13 protein-coding genes are annotated in these 23,741 nt (G+C 67.7%); 8 read left to right on the forward strand and 5 right to left on the reverse strand.

What is annotated here, in order from left to right; translation table 11 throughout:
* Positions 1-218 precede the first annotated feature (218 nt).
* On the forward strand, positions 219-2,222 hold the full coding sequence (locus ASF16_RS09815; RefSeq protein WP_235507316.1) for an ATP-binding cassette domain-containing protein: 2,004 nt from the start codon (positions 219-221) through the stop codon (positions 2,220-2,222).
* Positions 2,219-3,484 carry an HlyD family efflux transporter periplasmic adaptor subunit gene (locus tag ASF16_RS09820; RefSeq protein WP_235507317.1) on the forward strand — a complete coding sequence of 422 codons (1,266 nt, stop codon included), beginning with the start codon at positions 2,219-2,221 and terminating at the stop codon, positions 3,482-3,484. The genes ASF16_RS09815 and ASF16_RS09820 overlap by 4 nt, the downstream gene beginning before the upstream one ends.
* Positions 3,485-3,720: 236 nt before the next feature.
* On the opposite strand, the gene ASF16_RS09825 is transcribed toward ASF16_RS09820, so the two are convergent.
* The 5 genes from ASF16_RS09825 to ASF16_RS09845 form a co-directional block, all read right to left on the reverse strand.
* Complete coding sequence (locus ASF16_RS09825) at positions 3,721-4,584, reverse strand: oxaloacetate decarboxylase (RefSeq protein ID WP_056165774.1); 864 nt, start codon at positions 4,582-4,584, stop codon at positions 3,721-3,723.
* Between the two features lie 9 nt (positions 4,585-4,593).
* Positions 4,594-5,784: a 2-methylaconitate cis-trans isomerase PrpF gene (gene prpF, locus ASF16_RS09830; RefSeq protein WP_056165777.1), complete on the reverse strand. Its 1,191-nt coding sequence runs from the start codon at positions 5,782-5,784 to the stop codon at positions 4,594-4,596.
* Between the two features lie 179 nt (positions 5,785-5,963).
* A complete protein-coding gene (gene acnD / locus ASF16_RS09835; protein WP_082516859.1) occupies positions 5,964-8,648 on the reverse strand; it encodes a Fe/S-dependent 2-methylisocitrate dehydratase AcnD in 2,685 nt (894 codons plus the stop codon).
* Positions 8,649-8,770: 122 nt separating this feature from the next.
* On the reverse strand, positions 8,771-9,934 hold the full coding sequence (prpC, locus tag ASF16_RS09840; RefSeq protein ID WP_056165780.1) for a 2-methylcitrate synthase: 1,164 nt from the start codon (positions 9,932-9,934) through the stop codon (positions 8,771-8,773).
* Between the two features lie 16 nt (positions 9,935-9,950).
* Complete coding sequence (locus ASF16_RS09845) at positions 9,951-10,340, reverse strand: acyl-CoA thioesterase (RefSeq protein ID WP_056165784.1); 390 nt, start codon at positions 10,338-10,340, stop codon at positions 9,951-9,953.
* 117 nt (positions 10,341-10,457) lie between these two features.
* Between ASF16_RS09845 and ASF16_RS09850 the strand changes: the two genes are divergently transcribed.
* The 6 genes from ASF16_RS09850 (at position 10,458) to ligA (ending at position 23,730) form a co-directional block, all read left to right on the forward strand.
* The gene (locus ASF16_RS09850) at positions 10,458-11,945 is read left to right on the forward strand and encodes a short-chain fatty acyl-CoA regulator family protein (protein ID WP_056165788.1); all 1,488 of its coding nucleotides are present in this window, start codon (positions 10,458-10,460) and stop codon (positions 11,943-11,945) included.
* 249 nt (positions 11,946-12,194) lie between these two features.
* Positions 12,195-15,338 (forward strand): EAL domain-containing protein, encoded by a 3,144-nt coding sequence (locus ASF16_RS09855; RefSeq protein WP_056165791.1) that lies wholly within the window; start codon positions 12,195-12,197, stop codon positions 15,336-15,338.
* A 57-nt stretch (positions 15,339-15,395) separates the two neighbouring features.
* Positions 15,396-16,484: a diguanylate cyclase gene (locus ASF16_RS09860; protein ID WP_056165794.1), complete on the forward strand. Its 1,089-nt coding sequence runs from the start codon at positions 15,396-15,398 to the stop codon at positions 16,482-16,484.
* Between the two features lie 286 nt (positions 16,485-16,770).
* Complete coding sequence (gene smc, locus ASF16_RS09865; protein WP_056165797.1) at positions 16,771-20,295, forward strand: chromosome segregation protein SMC; 3,525 nt, start codon at positions 16,771-16,773, stop codon at positions 20,293-20,295.
* Positions 20,296-20,452: 157 nt separating this feature from the next.
* Positions 20,453-21,607 carry a hypothetical protein gene (locus ASF16_RS09870; RefSeq protein ID WP_056165800.1) on the forward strand — a complete coding sequence of 385 codons (1,155 nt, stop codon included), beginning with the start codon at positions 20,453-20,455 and terminating at the stop codon, positions 21,605-21,607.
* Positions 21,608-21,621: 14 nt separating this feature from the next.
* Positions 21,622-23,730 carry an NAD-dependent DNA ligase LigA gene (gene ligA, locus ASF16_RS09875; protein ID WP_056165803.1) on the forward strand — a complete coding sequence of 703 codons (2,109 nt, stop codon included), beginning with the start codon at positions 21,622-21,624 and terminating at the stop codon, positions 23,728-23,730.
* Positions 23,731-23,741 lie beyond the last annotated feature (11 nt).

Below are 23,741 nucleotides of genomic sequence, written 5' to 3' on the forward strand. Positions count from 1 at the left end.
CCGTGTGTGCGCGACAGGCTCGTTTTTTTTGGTTCCCGTGATGCACGTGATGCGTGTGATGCCGTGTGCGGCAAGGTCCAAGTGCGTTTTCCATGAATAACAACCCCATAGAGCATTCCCTGGCGTGGGCTTTAGAACGACTGGCCCAGTTACAGGGCGTCAGCATCAATATGATGCGCTTGCGTGCCGCCGTGGAACGGCATGGACGGCCGGGTTCCATGTCGGGCGTGACCGCTGTGTGCGCCAGCCTCGATTGGTCCGCGCCCGTGATGATGAACCACCCCGACCGGGTGATGCTGCCGCTGCTGTGCAAAACGAAAAGCGATGGATGGGGCGTGGTGGTGGACCGCGACCCGCAGCAGCGGTGGGTGGTCGAGTTTGCCGATGGCACCCGCCCCGTGGACGAGGCCGCGCTGACCCACTCCGCGATGGTGGCGATGCGCCAGCGGGGCGTCGCCGCGCAGTCCGACACGTTCGAGGCCGTGCTCAAGAATGCGCTGCGCCCATACCGGGGCGTGCTGGTGGAGGCCGCTCTGGCGTCGGTGTTCATGGGCCTGCTGGCACTGGCCATCTCGCTGTTTTCGATGCAGGTCTACGACCGGGTCATTCCCACCCGCAGCGAATACACCCTGATCATCCTTGGCATCGGCGTGCTGCTGGCCATCTTGCTGGAGACGGCGATGAAGTTCGCGCGATCCCGCGTCATGGATTCCCTCACGGCCGGCCTGGACAGCCGTTTGTCCCGGGACATCTTCCAGCGTTTGCTCAGCGTACGCATCGATCAGCTGCCCAGCTCGGTCGGCAGCCTGGCAGGGCAGATACGGGGGTACGAGCAAGTGCGCGGGTTCTACACCGGAAGCACGCTGTTTGCGCTGGTGGACTTTCCGATGGCGCTGTTGTTCCTGGCAGTGCTGATGGTCATCGGGCACCCGCTGGTGGCACTGGTGCCTTTGGTGTGCGGGTTGATGGCCTTGGTGGTGGGTGTCAGCCGGCACCGGCGCGTGAACGCTCTGGCCAGCCAGGGGTTATCGGCCGCGAGCCGCAAGACCGGCTTGCTGGTCGAGGTGGTGGAAGGCGCCGAGACCATCAAGGCGGGTGTGGGCAGTTGGAAGTTCCTCTCGCGCTGGATTGCAGTCAACAGCGACACCATCCGGCAAGACCTGGACATGCGCCATGTGAGCGAGGGCGCGGGGTACTTCGCAGCCACGCTCCAGCAGTTCAGCTACGTCGGCATCGTGATGCTCGGCTCCTGGGTCATCATCAATGGGGGCATGACGATGGGGGCGTTGATCGCCTGCTCGATCATTGGTGGCCGCATCATGGCGCCGCTGGTGACGCTGCCGGGCCTGATCGTCCAGCATGCCCATGCGCAGGCGGCCACCCGTTCGCTTGAAAAGCTCTACGCGCTGGAGGCTGACAACCATGGCGTACCGCGTCCCTTGGTGCCCCAAAAGCTGCAGGGCCACTATGTGCTGCAGGATGTGGCGTTTGCCTATGGCAAGAATGCCCCGGCCGTCTCTATCAAGAGCCTGACGATTCAGCCCGGCGAAAAGGTAGCGGTGATCGGGCCCATCGGCTCGGGCAAGTCGTCGCTGCTCAAGCTGCTGGCCGGCCTGTACCGGCCTACGTCGGGCCGGGTGCTGGTCGACAGCCTGGACATGGCCCAGGTGAACCAGCAGGTCATCAGCCAGCACATCGGCTACCTGCAGCAGGAGCACCGCTTGTTCCACGGCACCTTGCGCGAAAACCTGCTCATCGGCATGCCCGACCCAGGCGACGACGCGATGCAGATGGCCTTGCAGCGGTCCGGCCTGATCCAGTTCGTGGCGGGCCATCCGCGTGGGCTGGACCTGCCCATCCACGAAGGGGGCAAAGGGCTGTCGGGCGGGCAGCGGCAACTGGTGGCCTTCACGCGCCTGCTGTTGACGCAGCCTACCGTGCTGCTGCTCGACGAGCCCACGGCCAACATGGATCTGGCACAGGAAAAGCGCTGCCTGTCGGTACTGGGCGAGGAGGCGGGTGTGGGCAAAACGCTGATCGTGGTCACCCACAAGTCGAGCGTGCTCCCGCTGGTGGACCGCATCGTTGTCGTGTCCGGCCACAAGGTCGTGATGGACGGGCCCCGGGATGCCGTGCTGATGCGCTTGAAGAAGGCGTCAGAGCCCGTGTCCGTACAGCCGTCCAACGCGGCCGCGCAAGGTGTGCAGGTGGTCACCGCATGAAGATCGAACCCATGATGGACGCCCAGGCACCCGCCCGTGGCATGGCGGTGTCACAACCTCAACCACAACGACAGCGTGCCGCTGACGCACACGCCCATGCTCACGCAGATATCGCAGACCTGCTGGCACCGCAGCGCCGGTCCCGCTGGACGCTGCGCGTCGCGATGGTCGGCATCGTGGCTCTGGTGACCTGGGCCGCAGTTTCCAAGATCGACCAGGTGACGCGCGCACAGGCCCAGGTGATCGCCAGCGCCCGCACGCAGGTCATCCAGGCGGTAGACCCGGGCGTGGTAACCCGCCTACACGTGCGCGAGGGCGACGATGTGAAAGCGGGGCAACTGCTGGTGACCCTGGAAAAGGCCCGGGCGGAAGCCGCGGTGGACGACGCGCAGTCCAAGGTGGCAGCCCTTCGCTCAGCTTTGGTGCGCCTGCGCGCCGAGGTCTATGGGGAACCCTTGAAGTTCGATGCAGAGCTGCTGGCATACCCCGAATTCGTGCGCAACCAGCGTGCGCTGTACGAGCGGCGCAAGCAGGCGATCGACGAGGATGTGGCCTCGCTGCGCGGCGCGATGGACTTGGCCAAACAGGAACTGGACATGAACCAGAAACTGGTGGCCACCGGCGACGTGAGCCTGGCCGACGTGCTGCGGCTCAAGCGCATGGTCGCCGAGATCCAGGCGCAGATCGCCAACAAGCGGAACAAGTACTTCCAGGACTCGCAGGCGGAGATGACCAAGGCCCAGGAGGAACTGAACACACAGGTCGAGCAGGTGCGCGACCGCAAGCAGGTGATGGAGCACACCGAACTGTTCGCTCCGCTGGGCGGCCAGGTCAAGAGCATCCAGTTGACGACCGCAGGTGCCGTGGTCAAGCCCGGCGACGTCATCATGGAAATCGTGCCCACCGGCGGGGATTTGATCCTGGAGGCCAAGATCAACACCGCCGACATCGCCTTCGTGGAAATAGGGCAGGTCGCGAGCGTCAAGCTCGATGCGTACGACTACTCGATCTTCGGCACCATGAAGGGCGAAGTCTTCTACGTGAGCCCCGACACGCTGGAGGAAAACCGCCAGGGCAAGATGGAGCCCTACTACCGGGTGCAGATCCGCATCCGGGGCAAGGAGTTCACCAAGGGCAGCGACGTCAAGATCAGGCCGGGCATGACGGCCTCCGTCGACATCAAGGCGATGGAGCGGACGGTGTTGAGCTACCTGACCAAGCCCCTGACCAAGACGTTGTCGCAATCGATGGGTGAGCGGTGAAGGTGAAGGTGACGGTGACGGCTCCCGCGGCTCCCGTCACCGGGGCGGGTTGCCGAGCGCTGCCTTTGGTGTGGCGCGCTGGCGCATTCAAGAGACTGCGGGCATGCGCCGCCACAGCGGCACCGCGGCATCGCGGCACCGCGCGAGAGGGCTTGCAGGCAGCGGCAGGGTACGGTAGGGTTTGCTATTAAATATGTAGCTGGTTGCGATTGTTGGACAAGCGATAGCGCCCATTTTTACTCGTACTTCTTCTCCAGCGCATCCCACTGCGGCTTGCACACCAGCCGCTGGCGTTCGGCAAACGGCGCCACCATCGCGGGGTCCTCATCCACACGGCGCTCGTCGCGCAGCACGGTCAGCACCTTCTGCATGCCGGCCACTGCGCCCTGCAATGCCGCGTTGGCGTACAGCACCAGCCCGTAGCCCAGGCCCGCCAGCTCGTCGGCGCTGAAGATGGGCGTCTTGCCGCCGATCACCATGTTCATGAGCTGGGGCCGGTCGGCCAGGCGCCGGGGCAGGGCGCGGATCTCGTCGGCCGTGGTGACGGCTTCCACGAACAGGATGTCGGCCCCCGCCTCGCCAAACCGCTGCGCGCGCTCGACCGCCGCCTCGAAACCCTGGGCGGCGCAGGCGTCGGTGCGCGCCATGATCAGGGTGCCCGGGTCGCGGCGCGCGTCCACGGCGGCCTTGATCTTGCCCAGCATCTCGTCGGTGGGGATCACCTCCTTGCCGTTGAAATGCCCGCAGCGCTTGGGCGAGACCTGGTCTTCCAGCTGGATGCAGTCGGCACCCGCGCGCTCCAGCGTGCGCACCGCGTGGTACGTGTTGAGCGCGTTGCCGAAGCCCGTGTCGGCATCGACGATGAGCGGCAGCTCCACCGCGTCGCGGATGCGTGCCGTGTGGTCGGCGATGTCGGTGAGGCCCATGAACGCCTGGTCGGGCAGGCCGAACCACATGTTGGTGACGCCTGCGCCAGTGACGTAGAGCGCCTCGAACCCCAGGTCGGCCACCACACGGGCGGACAGGGCATTGAACGCGCCTGGCACGATGACGCCCCGGCGGGCTTCGGCCAGGGCCTTGAGTTGTTGTTTGGTGTTCATAAGGGTGTGTCAGAAGCAGTCGGCGGGGATGCGAATGCACCCTTCCATGAGAATGCGGGCGCTGCGGCTCATCAAGGCTTTGGTCACCGTCCATTGGCCACCGTGATGCGTGGCCTCGGCGCCCACGCGCAGCGTGCCCGAGGGGTGCCCGAAGCGGACCGCGTTGCGCGCCCCACCGCCCGCTGCCAGGTTGACCAGCGTGCCAGGGATGGCGGCGGCTGTGCCGATGGCCACCGCGGCGGTCCCCATCATCGCGTGGTGCAGCTTGCCCATGGAGAGCGCACGCACCAGCAGATCGATGTCGTGTGCTTCGATGCGCTTGCCGCTGGAGGCGGTGTAGGCCGCGGGCGGCGCCACGAACGCGATCTTGGGCGTGTGCTGGCGGGTGGCGGCATCCTCCAGTTCGCGGACCAGGCCCATGCGCAGCGTGCCGTGGGCGCGGATGGCTTCGAAGCGTGCGAGCGCCGCGGCGTCGCCGTTGATCGCGTCCTGCAGCTCGGTACCGGCGTAGCCCAGGTTGTGGGCATTGAGAAAAATGGTGGGAATGCCCGCGTCTATCAGCGTGGCGGGGAAGCTGCCGACACCTGGTACCTCCAGCGTGTCCACCACGTTGCCGGTAGGGAACATCGATCCCGCGCCTTCCGCACCGTCGGCGGGGTCCATGAATTCGAGTGGTATTTCGGCCGCTGCAAAGGTCACGCCGTCTAACTCGAAGTCCCCGGTCTCCTGCACCTGCCCGTTCGCGATCGGCACATGCGCCACGATGGTCTTGCCGATGTTGGCCTGCCAGATGCGCACGTCCAAGGCACCGTTGCTCGGGATGCGCGCTGCATCGATCAACCCCATGTGGATGGCGCAGGGGCCCACGGCGGCCGAGAGGTTGCCACAGTTGCCGCTCCAGTCCACGAACGGCTGGTCGATGGACACCTGGCCGAAGAGGTAGTCCACATCATGCCCGGGCCGCAGGCTGCGCGACAGGATCACGGCCTTGCTGGTGCTGGACGACGCATTGCCCAGGCCGTCGATCTGCTTGCCGTACGGGTCCGGGCTGCCCAGAGCGCGCAGCAGGATGGCGTCGCGGGCGGCGCCGGGCTGGCGGGCCGGGGCGGGCAGGTCGTCCAGGCGGAAGAAGAGGCCTTTGCTGGTGCCGCCGCGCATGTAGGTGGCGGGGATTTTGAGTTGGGGTGAGGAGGGTGTCATGGGGTGGAGGGTCTACGTTTGCGGGGAGGGCGTGTGGGCTTTGCCAATGGGTTGGTGGTTGCGCTGAGGCCCCCTCTCCCCCGGCCCCTCTCCCGCGAGGGGAGAGGGGAGGGGTGCATGGCGCTGGTGTTGTTCGGGATGTTCTCTCGGATGATTGAAGTGCGCCCAGCCAATGATCGTCAGCCGTGCTTATCCAGGGAAGCCCCTCTCCCCTCGCGGGAGAGGGGTTGGGGAGAGGGGGCCGAGGCACCACCGCCACCCCGCTCCAGAAAATCCTGCGCAAACCTCTGCAGCACGCCCCCCGCTTCATACACCGACACCTCCTCCGCCGTGTCCAGCCGGCAGGCCACAGGCACCCGCAGCACCTCGCCGCTTCGGCGCCGCACCACCAGCGTCAAGTCAGCCCGCGCCGTGCACAGCCCCTCCACGCCATAGACCTCGGTGCCATCCAGGCCCAGCGTCAGCCGGTTCGTGCCGGGCTGGAACTCCACGGGCAGCACCCCCATGCCGATCAGGTTGGTGCGGTGGATGCGCTCGAAGCCCTCGGCCACCACCACTTCCACACCCGCCAGGCGCACGCCCTTGGCGGCCCAGTCGCGCGAGGAGCCCTGGCCGTAGTCGGCGCCGGCGATGATGATCAAGGGCTGGCGGCGGTTCAGGTAGGTCTCCATGGCCTCCCACATGCGCAGGATCTGGCCTTCGGGCTCCACCCGGGCCAGCGACCCGGGCTGCACGCTGCCGTCGGGGTTGCGCACCATCTCGTTTCGGAGCGTGGGGTTGGCAAACGTGGCCCGCATGGCCGTCAGGTGGTCGCCGCGGTGCGTGGCGTAGGAGTTGAAATCTTCCTCGGGCACGCCCATGCGGTGCAGGTACTCGCCGGCTGCGCTGTCCCGCAGGATGGCGTTCGACGGCGAGAGGTGGTCGGTGGTGATGTTGTCCGGCAGGATGGCCAGCGGGCGCATGCCCTGGCGCGTGCGCGGTTGGGCCGCCAGGGCCCCCACGCCGTCGGTGTCCCAGTAGGGCGGGCGGCGAATGTAGGTGGACTCCGGGCGCCAGCCGTACTGCGGGCTCACCGCGTCGCCAGTGTCGGCGCGGATCGCGAACATGGGCTCGTAGACGGCGCGGTACTGTGCGGGCTTGACGGCGCCTTTCACCACGGCGTCGATCTCTGCATCGCTCGGCCAGATGTCTCGGAGGCGGATCTCCCGGCCGTCCACCACCGCCAGCACGTCGTTTTCGATGTCGAAGCGCACCGTGCCCGCGATCGCATAGGCCACCACCAGCGGCGGCGAGGCCAGGAAGGCCTGGCTGGCGTACGGGTGGATGCGGCCGTCGAAGTTGCGGTTGCCCGACAGCACGGCGGTCGCGTACAGCTGGCGGTCGATGATCTCTTGCCTTATGGCGGGGTCGAGCGCGCCCGACATGCCGTTGCAGGTGGTGCAGGCAAAACCCACGATGCCGAAGCCGAGGTGTTCCAGGTCCTGCAGCAGGCCTGCTTCCTGCAGGTACAGCTCGACGGCCTTGGAGCCGGGGGCGAGCGATGTTTTCACCCAGGGCTTGCGCGCCAGGCGCAAGCGGCGGGCGTTGCGCGCCAGCAGCGCCGCCGCGATCACATTGCGCGGGTTGGAGGTGTTGGTGCAGCTTGTGATGGCGGCAATCACCACGGCGCCATCGGGCAGGGTGCCTTCGTGGGCCGCCGGCATCTGCCATGCGCGGGCGATGCCGCGGGCCGCCAGGTCGCTGGTGGCCACGCGCGCGTGCGGGTTGGACGGGCCCGCCATGTTGCGCACGACGCTGGACAGATCGAAACTCAGCGTGCGCTCGTACACCGCATCGCTCAGCGTGTCGGACCACAGGCCTGCGGCCTTGGCATAGGTCTCCACCAGACGGACCTGGACCGGCGTGCGGCCCGTGAGCGTCAGGTACTCGAGCGTCTGGTCGTCGATGCTGAACAGGGCCGCGGTCGCGCCGTACTCGGGCGCCATGTTCGAGATGGTCGCGCGGTCGCCGATGGTGAGCCTAGCGGCGCCCTCGCCGTAGAACTCCAGGTAGGCGCCGACCACCTTGGACCGGCGCAGGAACTCGGTCAGCGCCAGTACCACGTCGGTGGCGGTGATGCCGCTCTGGCGCTGGCCGGTGAGCTGCACGCCCACGATCTCCGGCAGACGCATCCACGACGCGCGGCCCAGCATCACGTTCTCGGCCTCCAGGCCGCCGACGCCGATGGCAACGACGCCCAGCGCATCGATGTGCGGCGTGTGGCTGTCGGTGCCCACGCAGGTGTCGGGGTAGGCCACGCCGTTGTCGGCATGGACCACGGGCGACATCTTCTCCAGGTTGATCTGGTGCATGATTCCGTTCCCTGCGGGGATGACCTGCACATTGGAAAAGGCCTTTTTCGTCCACTCGATGAAGTGAAAGCGGTCTTCGTTGCGGCGGTCTTCGATGGCGCGGTTTCTTGCGAATGCACCGGGGTAGGACCCGCCGCATTCCACGGCCAGCGAATGGTCCACGACCAGTTGCACGGGCACCACGGGGTTCACCTGGGCGGGGTCCCCACCCGCGGCCGCGATGGCGTCGCGCAGGCCCGCCAGGTCCACCAGCGCGGTCTGGCCCAGGATGTCATGGCACACCACACGCGCCGGAAACCACGGAAAGTCGCGCTCGCGCCGGCGCCCGATCAGCTGGCGCAGGCAGTCGTCCACGATGGCCGGGTCAGCCCGGCGCACGATGTTCTCGGCGTGCACACGCGATGTGTAGGGCAGGGTGGCCCACGCGCCGGGCGTGAGGGCATCGACGGCCGCGCGGGCGTCGAAGTAGTCCAGTGCGGTGCCGGGCAAGGGCCGGCGATGTCGGGTGTTCATCATGGTGTTGTGTCGCTCGGCTTCAAATACCTGTCAGTTCGTCACTGTCTTTCGATTCCCCTCTCCCCTCGCGGGAGAGGGAGAGGGAGAGGGAGAGGGAGACGATGCAGCGCTCATGGCTGTCAAACACGGTCCTCGATCCGCACAAACGGCAGATTGTCCGGCCCGGTGTAATGCGCACTGGGGCGGATGATCTTGTTGTCCAGGCGCTGCTCGATGATGTGCGCCGCCCAGCCGCTCGTGCGCGCGATCACGAACAGCGGCGTGAACATGGCGGTGGGCACGCCCATCATGTGGTAGCTCACCGCACTGAACCAGTCGAGGTTGGGGAACATGCTCTTGGCCTCCCACATCACCGACTCGAGCCGCTCGGCGATGTCGAACATCTTGGTGCTGCCCGCCTCCTCGGACAGGGACCGCGCCACGCCCTTGATGACGCCATTGCGCGGGTCGCTCACGGTGTAGACCGGGTGGCCGAAGCCGATCACGACCTCCTTGGCCTGCACGCGCCGGCGGACGTCGGCCTCTGCCTCGTCCGGGCTGTCGTAGCGCTTCTGGATCTCGAAGGCTACCTCGTTGGCCCCGCCGTGCTTGGGGCCGCGCAGTGCTCCGATGGCGCCGGTGATGCACGAATACACATCGCTGCCCGTGCCCGCCACGACGCGCGCGGTGAAGGTCGATGCGTTGAACTCGTGCTCGGCATACAGGTTGAGCGAGGTGTGCATCGCGCGCTCCCAGGCCGCGCCGGGCCGGGTGCCATGCAGCAGGTGCAGGAAGTGGGCGCCGATGGAGTCGTCGTCCGTCTCGACGTCGATGCGCTTGCCCTGGGTGCTCCAGTGGTACCAGTACAGCAGCATGGAGCCGAGCGAGGCGAGCAGCCGGTCGGCGATGTCCCTGGCGCCGGGCGTGTTGTGGTCGTCCTTTTCGGGCAGCACGCAGCCCAGGGCCGAGACGCCGGTGCGCATCACATCCATCGGGTGGCTGCTGGCAGGCAGCTTTTCCAGCGCGTCCTTCACGCTGGCCGGCAGGCCGCGCAGGGCCTTGAGTTTGGTTTTGTAAGCCTTGAGCTCGGCGCGCGTGGGCAGCTTGCCGTGCACCAGCAGGTGGGCGATCTCTTCGAATTCGCAGACGTCGGCGATATCGAGGATGTCATAGCCCCGGTAGTGCAGGTCGTTGCCCGTGCGGCCCACGGTGCACAGCGCAGTGCTGCCGGCAGTCACGCCCGACAGCGCGACGGATTTCTTGGGCTTGAAGCCTGCGGTAGGGGTCGTTGTTTCCATGGTCATGGGGTCTCCTGGGGTGTCACTGTGGTGCCAGATAGGCATGGGCGATGGGTGCGGGGCGGCCCTTGGCATCCACCGCCACCATCTCGAACACCCCCTGGAGCACCTCTTCGGCGGGCGAGCCCAGCGCCTGCGCGAAGCCGGCCACGCACACGGTGAGCGAGCTGCGCCCGAGCCGCGTCGCCCAGGCGCGCAGGGTGAGCACATGGCCCACGCCCACGGGCGCCACGAATCGCACGTCGCTCACGCCGGCCATCACCACGTTGCTGCCGGCCGCGCTGCGGGCAGCCAGAAACGCCGCCTTGGACATGAGTAGCAGCGCATGCCCGCCGAACAGGGTGCCGTAGTGGTTGGCGTGCTCGGGAAAGATGATTTCCGTGAGCTCCAGGGTGCCGTTGGGGGTTGTCATGCTTCGCAATCTACGCACAATAGCGGCCCTGCAGAAGGGCTGAATTGGCGAATGTTTGCGAATGAAATCCCTGCAGATTGCAAATTTTGCGAAGTTATTTGTTGCCGAGGCCAATCGATGAAAAAGACGTTCATGGGCGTGCGCCTGCGCCGCCTGCGCGAGGAGCGGGGCATGACCCAGGTGGCGCTGGCGCGCGCGCTGGACCTGTCGGCGAGCTACCTCAACCAGCTCGAACAGAACCAGCGGCCGCTCACCGTGCCGGTGCTGCTCAAGATCAACGCGGTGTTCGGCGTGGATGTGCAGCGCTTTTCGGACGATGACGAGGCGCGCCTGATCACCGGCCTGCGCGAGGTGCTGTCCGACCTGCCCGCGGGCCTGGGCGGCGAGGGCGCGGGCGACGCCGTGTCGCTGGCCGAGATCCGCGAGCTGGCCGCCGGCATGCCGGCAGTGGCCCGCACGCTGCTGGCGCTGCACCAGCGCCACCGCCAGGCCCTGGAGCGGCTGGAGGCGCTGAGCGCCCAGAACGCCCAGTGGGGCCTGGGCGACGAGCGCGGCGCGGCGGCGCCGCCGCCGCTGGCGGGCGGCCACCTGCCCATGGCGTACGAAGAAGTGCGCGACTTCTTCTTCGCGCGCCAGAACCACATCGCAGAGCTGGACGATGCGGCCGAGCGTTGCTCCGCCGAATGGGCCCTGCAGCCGGGCCGCGCGGGCGAGGCGCTGGCCCAGCGGCTGCTGCAGGCCCACGGGGTGCGGGTGGTGAGCGCGATCGATCTGCCGGGCCAGGCCCAGCGGGTGTTCGAGCCCGGCTCCGGCGTGTTGCAACTCGCGGCCGGGCTGGAGCCCGGGCAGCGCGCTTTCCAGATGGCAACGCAGCTGGCGTTTCTGGAAATGGGCCCGCCACTGGCGCGGCTCGCGGACGCGGCGGGCTTGTCGAGCGACCAGGCGCGGGCGCTGGCGCGCATCGGCCTGGCCAACTACTTCGCCGGGGCGCTGGTGTTGCCCTACACCGCCTTCTTGCGCGCGGCCGAGGCGGTGCGCTACGACATCGACCGCTTGGGCCACGAGTTCGGCGTGGGTTTCGAGACGGTGTGCCATCGGCTGTCCACCCTGCAACGGCCCGGCGCGCGGGGTGTGCCGTTTTTCTTCATCCGGGTGGACCGGGCGGGCAACATCAGCAAGCGCCAGTCGGCCACCCACTTTCACTTCAGCAAGATCGGCGGCACCTGCCCGCTGTGGAACGTGTACGAGGCGTTCGCCCAGCCGGGCCGCATCGTGCCGCAAATCGCCCGCATGCCCGACGGGCGGGCCTACCTGTGGGTGGCGCGCACCGTGTCGCGCGGCGGCATGGGGTGGGGCTTGCCGGGCAAGGAGTTTTCCGTGGCGCTGGGCTGCGATGTGCGGCACGCGCCGCAGCTGGTCTATTCGCAAGGGCTCGACCTGGCCAACCCCGACGCGGCCGTCCCCATCGGCATGGGCTGCAAGGTCTGCGAGCGGCCGGCCTGCCCGCAGCGCGCCTTTCCGCCCATCGGCCGGGCGCTGGATGTGAACGAGAACCGCAGCCGGTTCGCGCCCTACCCGGTGGCTGCCACCGCGGGGGCAGGGTAGACCCTTGGGCTGACGATGCATTGGTGCGGCGTCTATGCAGTTTGCTCATGAATTCATAGCGCCTTGCGCATGACCGTATTGCGGTGGACGCTCTTTTGTCTCAATAATGGGCGGTAACCAGTTGTTATCACTTTCCGGGCTCCAAAAGCCCGTGAGATTGCAGCTATCCTGCGCTGTTACCACAGGTCCCAGCCTCCGATCCGGCCACCGCGAAGCCCTCGTCGAACACGCCTGCCCAGCCCGCAAACCATGTCCTCCTTCACCTATTCAGGTAGCTACCGGCATTGGTTGCCCGGGATAGGTGTGGCCACGCTCGGTATCGCGCTGAGCCTGTGGCTGGCCTGGCAGCAGTCCCAGGCCGTGGCCCAGGTCGGGCAGGCGCGGTTCGTGCAGGAGGCCCGGTCGTTCGCCGATGCGCTGGGCCAGCGCATCGAGGGGCACACCGAGGTCGTCAACGGCCTGCGCGGGCTGTTCACTGCCAACCCCCACCTCACGCGCGCCGAGTTCGAGCGCGCCGCCAGCGACCTGGAGGTGGGCCAGCGCTACGCCGGCGTGCGCAACCTGTCGTTCACCCGCTGGGTGCCGGGCTCCGAGCGCGCCGCCTACGAGGCCCGGGTGCGCGCCGACCGGTCCATCTCCGCCAACGGCTACCCCGACTTCGCCATCCGCCCGCCGGGGGAGCGGGCCGAGTACTTCGTGGCCGAGTACCTCTGGCCCATGTCCGGCAACGAGAGCGTGCTGGGCCTCGACATCAGCGCGCAGCCCACCAACCTGGCGGCCATGCAGTACAGCCGCGACAGCGGGCACACCGTGGCGTCCGCGCCGTTCGATCTGCTGCAGGAAGAAACGCACCGCCCAGGCTTCGTGATCCGCGTGCCGGTGTTCGACTACACCGCCGGCACGCCCGAGCCACGCTTCGTGGGCGCGGTGGCCTCCACCATCCGGGTGTACGACCTGGTGCAGGCGCTGGGCAGCCAGGGCTTGCTCAATGGCATCTCCATTGCGATGGCCGACCACGGGTCGGTGCGTGCGGGCTCTACCGATGCCACGGTGCGCACGCTGCTCACGCAGTCGTCTGCGGCGCTGCCGGATTCGCAGCCCTTCGTGCGCGACTTGCTGGTGCACGACCGCCGCTGGCGGCTCACGTTCCGGCCAGCGCGCTCGTTCCTGTCGGCGTCCGAGGCCCGGTTGCCCATCCTGGCGGGGGCCGGCGGGGTGCTGGTATCGCTGCTGTTGGCCTCCACCGTGGGGCTGCTGGTGCGCCAGCGCACTATGGCGCTGGTGCGCGCTCAGGCGTCCGACGATGCGCGGCGCGAAAGCGATGAGCGCTTTCGCGCGCTGTTCAACCAGGCCAGCGTGGGCGTGGCCATGCTGGACAGCACCACGGGGCGGTTCCTGCGCGTGAACCAGCGCTATGCGGACATCGTGGGCTACACGCCCGGCGAGATGCTCACCATGAGCTTCCAATCCATCACCCATCCGGGCGACCTGGCGGCGGATGTGCAGCAGCTCGAACGGCTCAAGGCCGGAGAGATCCCGGAATACCGGCTGGAAAAGCGCTACCTGCACAAAGAGGGCCGCGTGGTCTGGACGGACCTCACCGTGTCGCCGGGTGCCACCCCCGACAACCACATCGCCGTGGTGCAGGACATCACCTCGCGCAAGCTCATGGAAGACACGCTGCGCACCAACGAGCACCGGTTGCGCGGCATCCTGGAGCGCCTGCCCATGGGTCTGTGCCTTGTCCATCCGGACGGGCGCATCGGCTTTCGCAACCAGCGGTATGTGGAAATCTGCGGGTACACCGAGGCCGAGGTGCCCGATGTGGACCTCTGGTGGCAGCGCGCCTTCCCCAACGTGGCCGAGCGCGAAGGCGTGCGGGACAGCTGGCGCGCGGCGGTCAAGCGCGCGGCCGGGGTGGATGGCGTCATTCCGGGTGCCGAATACCTCATCACCTGCCGCGACGGCACCAAGCGCCCGGTCGAAGTCTCGGGCGTGCAGGTGGAGGGTGGACACCTGGTCACCATGCAGGACCTGAGCCAGCGCAAGGCGGCCGAGGAAGAAATCAACAACCTGGCCTACTACGACCCGCTCACCAGCCTGCCCAACCGCCGCCTGCTCATGGACCGGCTGCAGCAGGCGCTGGCCGCCAGCACGCGGCACCACCGCAGCGGCGCGTTGCTGCTGCTGGACCTGGACAACTTCAAGACGCTGAACGAAACCCGCGGCCACGACAGCGGGGACCACCTGCTGCTGCAGGTGGCGCAGCGCCTGCGCGAATGCGTGCACGAGGACGACACCGTGGCCCGCCAGGGCGGCGACGAGTTCGTGGTGGTGCTGGAAGACCTGGGCGACAACCCCGAGGAAGCCGCCGCGCGCAGTGAAGAGGTAGGCCAGCGCATCCTGGCCGCGCTGCGTGCGCCCTACATGCTGCACGGCACCGCGCACCACAGCTCGCTGAGCATGGGCGTGACCGTCTTCAGCGGCACGCGCGAGACGGTGGACGAACTCCTCAAGCGCGCGGACCTGGCGCTGTACCAGGCCAAGAGCGCCGGCCGCGACACGCTGCGCTACTACGACCCCAAGATGCAGGCCGCCGTGAGCGCCCGCGCCACGCTGGAGCGCGACATGCGCATCGGCCTGGCGCTGGGCCAGTTCGAGCTGTACTACCAGCCGCAGATCGACCGGGGCCGCATCACCGGGGCCGAGGCGCTGCTGCGCTGGCGCCACCCGCGCGACGGTTTTGTCTCGCCCGCGCACTTCATCCCCCTGGCCGAAGAGACGGGGCTTATCCTGCCGCTGGGCGAATGGGTGCTCAAAGCCGCCTGCCAGCGCCTGGCTTCCTGGGCCGCGCACCCCGAGCTGGCCGCGCTGAGCCTGGCGGTGAACGTGAGCCCGCGCCAGTTCCACCAGTGCGACTTCGTGGCGCAGGTGCTCGCAGCGCTGGCCAGCTCGGGCGCGCCGGGCCACCAGCTCAAGCTGGAGATGACCGAAGGCCTGCTGCTGCAGGATGTGGAAGACACCATCGAGAAGATGGGGCAACTCAAGGGTTATGGGCTGGGTTTCTCGCTGGATGATTTCGGCACCGGGTATTCTTCGCTCGCCTACCTCAAGCGGTTGCCGCTGGACCAGCTCAAGATCGACCAGAGTTTTGTACGCGATGTGCTCACCGACCCCAACGATGCCGCCATTGCGCGCACCGTGGTCGCCCTGGGTACCAGCCTGGGATTGCGCGTAATTGCCGAGGGGGTGGAGACGGAAGCCCAGCGCGAATTCCTGGAGCGCCACCAATGCCACGCCTGGCAGGGCTACCTGTTCAGTCCGCCGGTGCCGGCGGCCGAATTCGAAGCGCTGGTGCGCACTACCAATGCCCCCGGATCGCAGCTTGCGTGACCGGGCCACCCGCCCGGCAGCCCTGCAGCCGCCCGCCAAGGAAGACATCCGCAGACCATGTTCCTGCTGAAGAAAAAGCCTGCTGCCTCGTCCGCCACATCCACCGCGCCTCCCGCGCCGGGAGGCGCGTTCGACGCCCAGCGCGAAAAGTCCGCCATCGCCGAGATGCTGCTCAAGCGCTCGGCACAGCTGATCCTGGGCCGCGGCGAGCTGGAGATCATCCGCGGCATCTGCCAGGCCATCGTGGAGATCACGCCCCACATCCGCCTGGCCTGGACCTGGTTCGGCCCGTCCGACACGCAGACCATCCGCCCGCAGGTGTTCGCCGGCCCGGCGTCTGCCTACGCCGAGTCGCTGTGCATCGAGCGCAATCTGCTCACCCGCATCGGCCCGGCGTTCTCGGCGCTGGACAGCGGCGCACCGGCCGAGCCTTTCACGGTGTCGCAGTTCTCGCTGTTCGGCCCGTGGCGCGACGCGGCACGCCAGCACGGCATCCACCACGTGGTGGCGCTGCCCATCCGCTCTGCGTTCAACGGCTACAGCGGCATTTTCGTGCTGTACGCCGACCGCGGCGGCTACTTCGATGAAGTGGGCGTGAGCCTGTTCGCCACCCTGGCCGAGCTGTTCGGATCGCTGATGACCGTGGCGTCCGAGCGCAGCGAGCTGCAGCGCGCGGCCTACCACGATGCGCTCACGGGCCTGCTCAACCGCCACGCCCTCGACCTGATTGACCGGCGCGTGTACCGCACCTCGCTGTTCGAGCCGGCGTCCTCGCTGCTGATGCTGGACCTGGACCGCTTCAAGAACATCAACGACCAGCACGGCCATTCCGTGGGCGACAAGGCCCTGCAGGCCGTGGCCCGCACGCTGCAGGAAGCCCTGCGCCGCGGCGACGAGGTGGTGCGCTGGGGCGGGGAGGAGTTCATGGTGTGCCTGCCGCAGACGCCGCTGCAGGACGCCCTCATCGTGGCCGAGAAGTTGCGCAAAAGCGTGGCGGCCCTCACCGACCCGGTGCCGCTGTCGGTGTCCATTGGCGTGTGCGAGATACCGTGCCTGCAGCACCTGTCCGAGGCGGTGGCGCGCGCCGACCAGGCGCTGCTGCAAGCCAAGGCCGATGGGCGCAACCAGGTGTGCGTGCTGCCCTGATGGCCCGCTGGCGCCAGCCGGCATTCCGGGCAGTGATCCGGCGCCGCGATAATCAAAATTGATAGCGGCTGGCGCTTGCCCATCAAGCGGTAGAGGCTGTTTTTGCCAAATATTGGCCGGCCGGGCACCTGTGCAGCCTTGCCAACGGCCGACCATGGGAGACGCCCCCAGGCGGCGCGGTATCATTCCGGCCTTGCCGCAGCCTGTGCGCTCCTTGCCTGGAACGCCCCTGCGGCACCACTTTTTGCCACTGAAGTCCCGCCCCTCATTGCCTGCCCCTTGACCCGTGCGTCTTACCTCCATCAAGCTTTCCGGTTTCAAGTCGTTCGCTGAACCCACCAACTTCATGCTGCCCGGCCAACTGGTGGGCGTGGTGGGTCCGAACGGCTGCGGCAAGTCCAACATCATGGACGCGGTGCGCTGGGTGCTGGGCGAGAGCAAGGCGAGCGAGCTGCGCGGCGAGTCCATGCAGGACGTGATCTTCAGCGGCACCACCACCCGCAAGCAGGCCAGCCGCGCCAGCGTGGAGCTGGTGTTCGACAACTCCGACCACCGCGCCGGCGGCCAGTGGGGCCAGTACGGCGAAGTGGCGGTGCGCCGCGTGCTCACGCGCGACGGCACCAGCAGCTACTACCTGAACAACCAGCCCGTGCGCCGCCGCGACGTGCAGGACGTGTTCCTGGGAACGGGCCTGGGGCCCCGCGCCTACGCCATCATCGGCCAGGGCACCATCAGCCGCATCATCGAATCGCGCCCCGAAGAGCTGCGCCTGTTCCTCGAAGAGGCCGCGGGCGTCTCCAAGTACAAGGAGCGCCGCCGCGAGACCGAAAACCGCCTGTCGGACACGCGCGAGAACCTCACGCGGGTCGAAGACATCCTGCGCGAGCTGAACGCCAACCTCGAAAAGCTGGAAAAGCAGGCCGAAGTGGCCGCCAAGTACAACGCGCTGAACTCCGACGCCACGCTCAAGCAGCACCAACTGTGGTTCCTGAAGCGCGCCGACGCCGAAGCCGATCAGACCAAGGTGCGCCTGGACGGCCTGCAGGCCGTGAACGACCTCGAGTCGCGCATGGCCGACCTGCGCGCGGTGGAGTCCGACCTCGAAACCATCCGCCAGGCCCACTACGCGGCCGGCGACCAGGTCAACCAGGCCCAGGGCCGGCTGTATGAAGCCACGGCCGAAGTCGGCAAGCTCGAAGCCGAGATCCGCTACGTGGTCGAAGGCCGCCAGCGCGTGGAGCAGCGCCTCGTCACCCTGGCCGAGCAGATCGCACAGTGGCAGGCCCGCAAGGAAGAAGCCGACATCGAACTGGAGAATCTGGCCGGTGCCGGTGTGGATGCCGAAGAGCGCGCCGAGATGCTGGCCGCGCAGGTCGAAGAGCAGGCCATGCAGATGCCCGACCTGGAAGACGCCCTTCGCCAGGCCCAGAGCCGTGCCAGCGAGCAGCGCGGCAGCGTGGTGCAGGTGCAGCAGCAGATCGGCGTGCTGGCCGCCGAGCAGCGCAGCATCGACGAGCAAAGCCGCCAGCTCGATGGCCGTTTCGAGCGGCTGCGTACCGACCGCAACGCACTGGCCGCCCCTGACGAAGCGCGCCTGACCAACCTGCGCGAGCAACTCGAAGAAGCCCAGGAGATTGCCGAAACCACCGAGGCCCGCCTGCACGAGCTGCAGGAGTCCGTGCCCCAGCTCGACGACGACCGCCGCACGCGCCAGCAGGCCGTCAATACCGAAAGCGCCCGCCAGGCCGACCTGTCGGCCCGCATGGAGGCCCTGAAGGCGCTGCAGGAAAAGGTCAAGACCGACGGCAAGCTGCGCCCCTGGCTGGCCAAGCACGGCCTGGACGGTTTGCAGGGCCTGTGGAGCCGCATCCACATCGAAAAGGGCTGGGAAAACGCGCTGGAAGCCGCGCTGCGCGAGCGCCTGGGCGCGCTCGAAGTCGGGCGGCTGGACATGGTGCGCGGCTTTCTCGGATCGGGCGGCACCGACGCACCGCCCGCACGGCTGGCGTTCTACAGCGCGCCGGCTGCCGGCCAGCCCGACGCACCCTCGCAGAACCCCCGCCTGTCGGACCTGCTGCGTCTGAACGATGCCGGCCTGCGTGCCGTGCTGACCGACTGGCTGCAAGGCTGCACCACCGCCCCCACGCTGGACGAGGCCCTGAACCTCCGCGCCAGTCTGCAGCCGGGCGAGGTTGTCTTCGTGCCCACCGGCCATTCGGTCAGTGCCCACAGCGTGAGCTTCTATGCGCAGGACTCCGAGCAGTCCGGCCTGCTGGCCCGCGCGCAGGAGATCGAACACCTGGACAAGGAACTGCGCGCCCAGGCCCTGATCGCCGACGAGTCACGCAGTGCGCTGGTCCGTGCCGAGGCCGCGTATGCCGACGCCTCGCAGCGCCTGGTTGCCGCCCGCCGCGAGGCCACCGAGACCCAGGGCCGCGCGCACGAGCTGCAGGTGGAAACCATGCGCCTCACCCAACTGGCCGAACAGACCCGCGCCCGCAGCCAGCAGATCGACACCGACCTGGCCGAGGTCGAGGCCCAACTGGCCGACCTGCAGGAACGCCGCGTGGCGGCCGAAGCCCGCTTTGAAGAGCTGGACATGCAGCTGGCCCACAGCCAGGAGCGCGAAGCCCAGCTGGGCGACAGCGTGATCGAGGCCGAGCGCAAGCTGGCCGCCTGCCGCGAGCAGCAGCGCGCGCTGGAGCGCCAGGCGCAAGAGGCCACGTTCTCCCAGCGCAGCTTGGAGGCGCGCCGCGGCGAGCTGAACCGATCCATCGAAACCGCCACCCAGCAAGCGACCGCGTTGGCCGACGAGCAACAGCGCGCGCGTGACGAACTGGCCCGCCTGTCCGACGCCGCCGCGCAGGGCGGGCTGCAGCAGGCCCTGGACGTGAAGATGGAGCGCGAAAAGGCCCTGGGCGCTCAGCGCAGCGAATACGACGACCTCACCACCAAGCTGCGCAGCAGCGACGAGCGCCGCATGCAGCTGGAACGGGCCCTGGACCCGCTGCGCGCCCGCATCACCGAATTCCAGCTCAAGGAACAGGCCGCGCGCCTGGGCCTGGAGCAGTACACCACGCTGCTGGCCGATGCGCAGGCCGACCTCGACGCCATCGCCCAGTCGATTGCGGACGGCAATGTGCGCGTGACCGGCCTGCAGAGCGAGATCGACCGCCTGCACCGCGAGATCACCGCGTTGGGTGCGGTCAACCTGGCCGCGCTGGACGAGCTCAAGCTCGCCAGCGAGCGCAAGATCTTCCTCGATGCGCAAACCGCCGACCTGACCGAAGCCATGAACACGCTGGAAGACGCGATCCGCAAGATCGACGGCGAAACGCGCCAGCTGCTGTCGGGCACCTTCGAGACGGTGAACGGCCATTTCGGGCGCATGTTCCCCGAGCTGTTTGGCGGCGGGCAGGCCAAGCTCATCATCACCGGCGACGAGATCCTGGACTCCGGCGTGCAGGTGATGGCGCAGCCTCCCGGCAAGAAGAACCAGACCATCCACTTGCTGTCCGGCGGCGAAAAGGCCCTCACGGCCATCGCGCTGGTGTTCGCGATCTTTCAGCTCAACCCTGCGCCGTTCTGCCTGCTGGACGAGGTGGACGCGCCGCTCGATGACGCCAACACCGAGCGCTACGCCAAGCTGGTGTCCAGCATGTCCAAGGGCACGCAGTTCCTGTTCATCAGCCACAACAAGATCGCGATGGAGATGGCCGAGCAGCTCATCGGCGTGACCATGCAGGAGCAGGGCGTCTCGCGCATTGTGGCGGTGGACATGGAAAGCGCACTGTCGATGGCTGAAGCATGAGCTGCTGCCCCCATGTCGCTGTGCGCCTGCCCCAGTGTGGGAGCGCGACCTACGGCAGTCCGGCGCTGGCAAATCTATGCTGCGCGCTGGCGTGCCGCGCCAATCGCGCAACTCTGTGGTGCACACCGGGCAACGGGATAGCTAGAACCATCTTTTTATGAGCACACTTCAACTCAGTCTGGCGATCATCGGTGGCCTGCTGCTTGCCGGTATCGTGGCCTACAACACCTGGACATCGCGCCGCAATGCCCCCAAGCGCGCGGTGCCCCAGGAGGCCGAGCGTGGCACGGCGGGCAGCGGGGCCGCGTCCGACCGGCTGGCCGAGCCCGCGTTGCGGCAGGATCCCGGTTTTGACGGCGGCGGCGGGGTGGAGCTGACGCCCGGCGAGTTGCAGGCGCTCGACCGCGGCACCGACCCACTGTCGGAACACGCGGTGGACCCGACCGAAGCGCTGCAGATGCCCGTGCCGTCTTTCTCGGTGGAGCGCCGTCCCGGGCTCGACCCGCTCATCGACGTGATCGCGCCGCTGCAGCCCGAGCACGTGGTGTCGGGCGATGCCGCCCTGAGCGCGCTGCCGCCCACGCGCCGCGCCGGCAGCAAGCCGTTCGCCATCGAAGGCCTGAACGAAGCCACCCAGCAGTGGGAAACGCCCGCTCCCGGCCAGCGCTACCAGTCCTTTCAGGCCGGTGTCCAACTGGCCAACCGCATGGGTGCGCTCAACGAGATCGAATTCTCGGAATTCGTCGTCAAGGTGCAGGCGTTTGCCGATGCCATCAATGCCGCGCCCGACTTTCCAGACATGCTGCAAGAGGTGGCCCGCGCCCGCGAGCTGGACCAGTTCGCCAGCGACCACGATGCGCAACTGGCCTTCATGCTGCGCGCACGCCAGGCCGCCTGGAGCCCTGGCTACATACAACAGAACGCCGGCCGCCTGGGCTTTGTGGCCGGTGCCATGCCGGGCCGCCTGGTGCTGCCCGCCACCAGCGCCGCAGGCCTGCCGCCGCTGCTCACCCTGGGCTTCGACACCGCCGCCGCACTGGCGGACGACCCGGACCAATCCGCCATCCGCGACATCACCCTGAGCCTGGATGTGGCCCAGGTGCACCGGTCCGAGCAACCCTTTGCCCGCCTGCGCGACGTGGCCAAGGCCCTGTGCGACGCCATGGACGGCGTCCTGTGCGACCAGAACGGCCACCCGCTGCCCGCCATGGCCATGGACCCGATCACGGCCGACCTGGAGCTGCTGTATGACCAGCTCGACGGGCGCGACCTGTCGGCAGGGTCGGTGCTGGCGCGCAGGTTATTTAGTTGACTCGGCGGTTGGCGATGACAGAAAACACTGATCTGTTTGGCGATCCCGAGCAGTCCGAGGATGCGACGAGAGCAGCGAAGCGCATTGAAGTTCTTCGGCACTTGTTGCGTGAATACTCGACTCAGTATTACCTTTTAGATTCGCCTGTAGTTTCAGACGCCGAGTACGATTTTCTGTACCGAGAACTTGAGGAACTAGAGGCTCGCTACCCTGAAGCGATTTCTCCCGATTCTCCAACACAGCGCGTAAGTGGGCAGGTTCTGGTGACCTTGCCGAAAGTGGTTCATGTGGTACCGATGCTGAGCATCCACACCGAAACCGACACCGAGGCCACGGGCGCCCAGGCGTTCGATGCCCGCGTGCGGCGCGAGCTGGGCCTGGCCGAATCGGACCCGGCCATCGAATACGTGGCCGAGCCCAAGTTCGACGGCCTGGCCATGAGCCTGCGCTACGAAAACGGCCGCTTGGTACAGGCCGCGACACGCGGCGATGGCGAGGTGGGCGAGGACGTGACCCACAACATCCGCACCATCCGCCAGATCCCGCTGACCCTGCCCGACGGTGTGCCGCCTCTGCTGGAGGTGCGCGGCGAGGTCTACATGCGCCGCGCCGACTTCGACGCGCTCAATGAGCGCCAGCGCGAGCAGGGAGGCAAGACGTTTGTGAACCCGCGCAATGCGGCGGCGGGTGCGGTGCGGCAGCTGGATTCGAACATCACGCTGCAGCGCCCCTTGAGCTTTTTTGCCTATGGCCTGGGCGCCATCACGCCAGCCGCGGAGGGCGGGCCGGTGTTCCGCACGCATTTCGAGCTGCTGCAGACGCTCAAATCCTGGGGTTTTCCGGTCGCAGCGCAGGTCCAGATTGCGACAGGCGCTACAGAATTGGTAGCGTACCACCAGCAGGTCGGCGCCGGCCGTGACGCCTTGCCCTACGACATCGACGGCGTGGTCTACAAGGTCAACGCACTGCAGCTGCAGCGCGACCTGGGCTTCAAGACCCGCGAGCCACGCTGGGCGGTGGCCCATAAATACCCTGCGCAAGAGATGGCCACCAAGGTGGAAGGCATCGACGTGCAGGTGGGCCGCACCGGCAAGATCACGCCGGTGGCGCGGCTGGCGCCGGTGTTCGTGGGCGGTGTTACCGTCACCAATGCCACGCTGCACAACCTGTTCGAGATCCGCAAGAAGGGCGTGCGCGTGGGCGACACGGTCATCGTGCGGCGCGCCGGCGACGTGATCCCCGAAGTGGTGGGCGTGATGCCGGGCAACAGGGTCGGCTATGTCGCCAACTTCCACATGCCCAAGACCTGCCCAGTGTGCGGCAGCGATGTGGTGCGGGTGAAGGGCGAGGCTAACCACCGCTGCATCGGCGGCCTGTTCTGCGCCGCGCAGCGCAAGGAAGCCATCCTGCACTTCGCCGCCCGCCGTGCAATGGACATCGAGGGCCTGGGCGACAAGCTGGTGGACCAGTTGGTCGAGTCCAATGTCATCCGCACGCTGCCCGACCTGTACCGCCTGGGCCTGTCGTCCCTGGTGGCGCTGGAGCGCATGGCCGAGAAGTCCGCACAGAACGTGCTGGCCGCGCTCGAAAAGTCCAAGCAGACCACGCTGCCGCGCTTTCTGTTCGGCCTGGGCATCCGCCAGGTGGGCGAATCCACCGCCAAGGACCTGGCCAAGCATTTCGGCACGCTGGACGCGCTGATGGGCGCAACGCAAGAGACCGCTGCCACCGTGGAGCAATTGCTGGAGGTGCCCGACGTGGGCCCCATCGTCGCGCAGAGCGTGCACACCTTCTTTCAGCAGCCGCACAACCGCGAGGTGGTCGAGCAGCTGCGCGCCTGCGGCGTGACATGGTCTGAAGCCGCCCGCGCCGAGAAGGCGCCGCAGACACTCGCGGGCAAGACCATCGTGCTCACCGGCACATTGCCGACGCTCAGCCGCGATGCCGCCAAGGACATGCTGGAGGCCGCTGGCGCCAAGGTATCGGGCTCCGTCAGCAAGAAGACCAGCTACGTCGTTGCCGGCGAAGAGGCGGGTAGCAAGCTGGCCAAGGCCGAAGAGCTGGGCGTGCCGGTGCTGGACGAAGCCGGCATGCTGGCTCTGCTGTCCGGCCCTGGTGCCTGAGGCACCTTTCA

This window comes from Acidovorax sp. Leaf78, assembly GCF_001422735.1.
Taxonomy (GTDB): domain Bacteria; phylum Pseudomonadota; class Gammaproteobacteria; order Burkholderiales; family Burkholderiaceae_C; genus Acidovorax.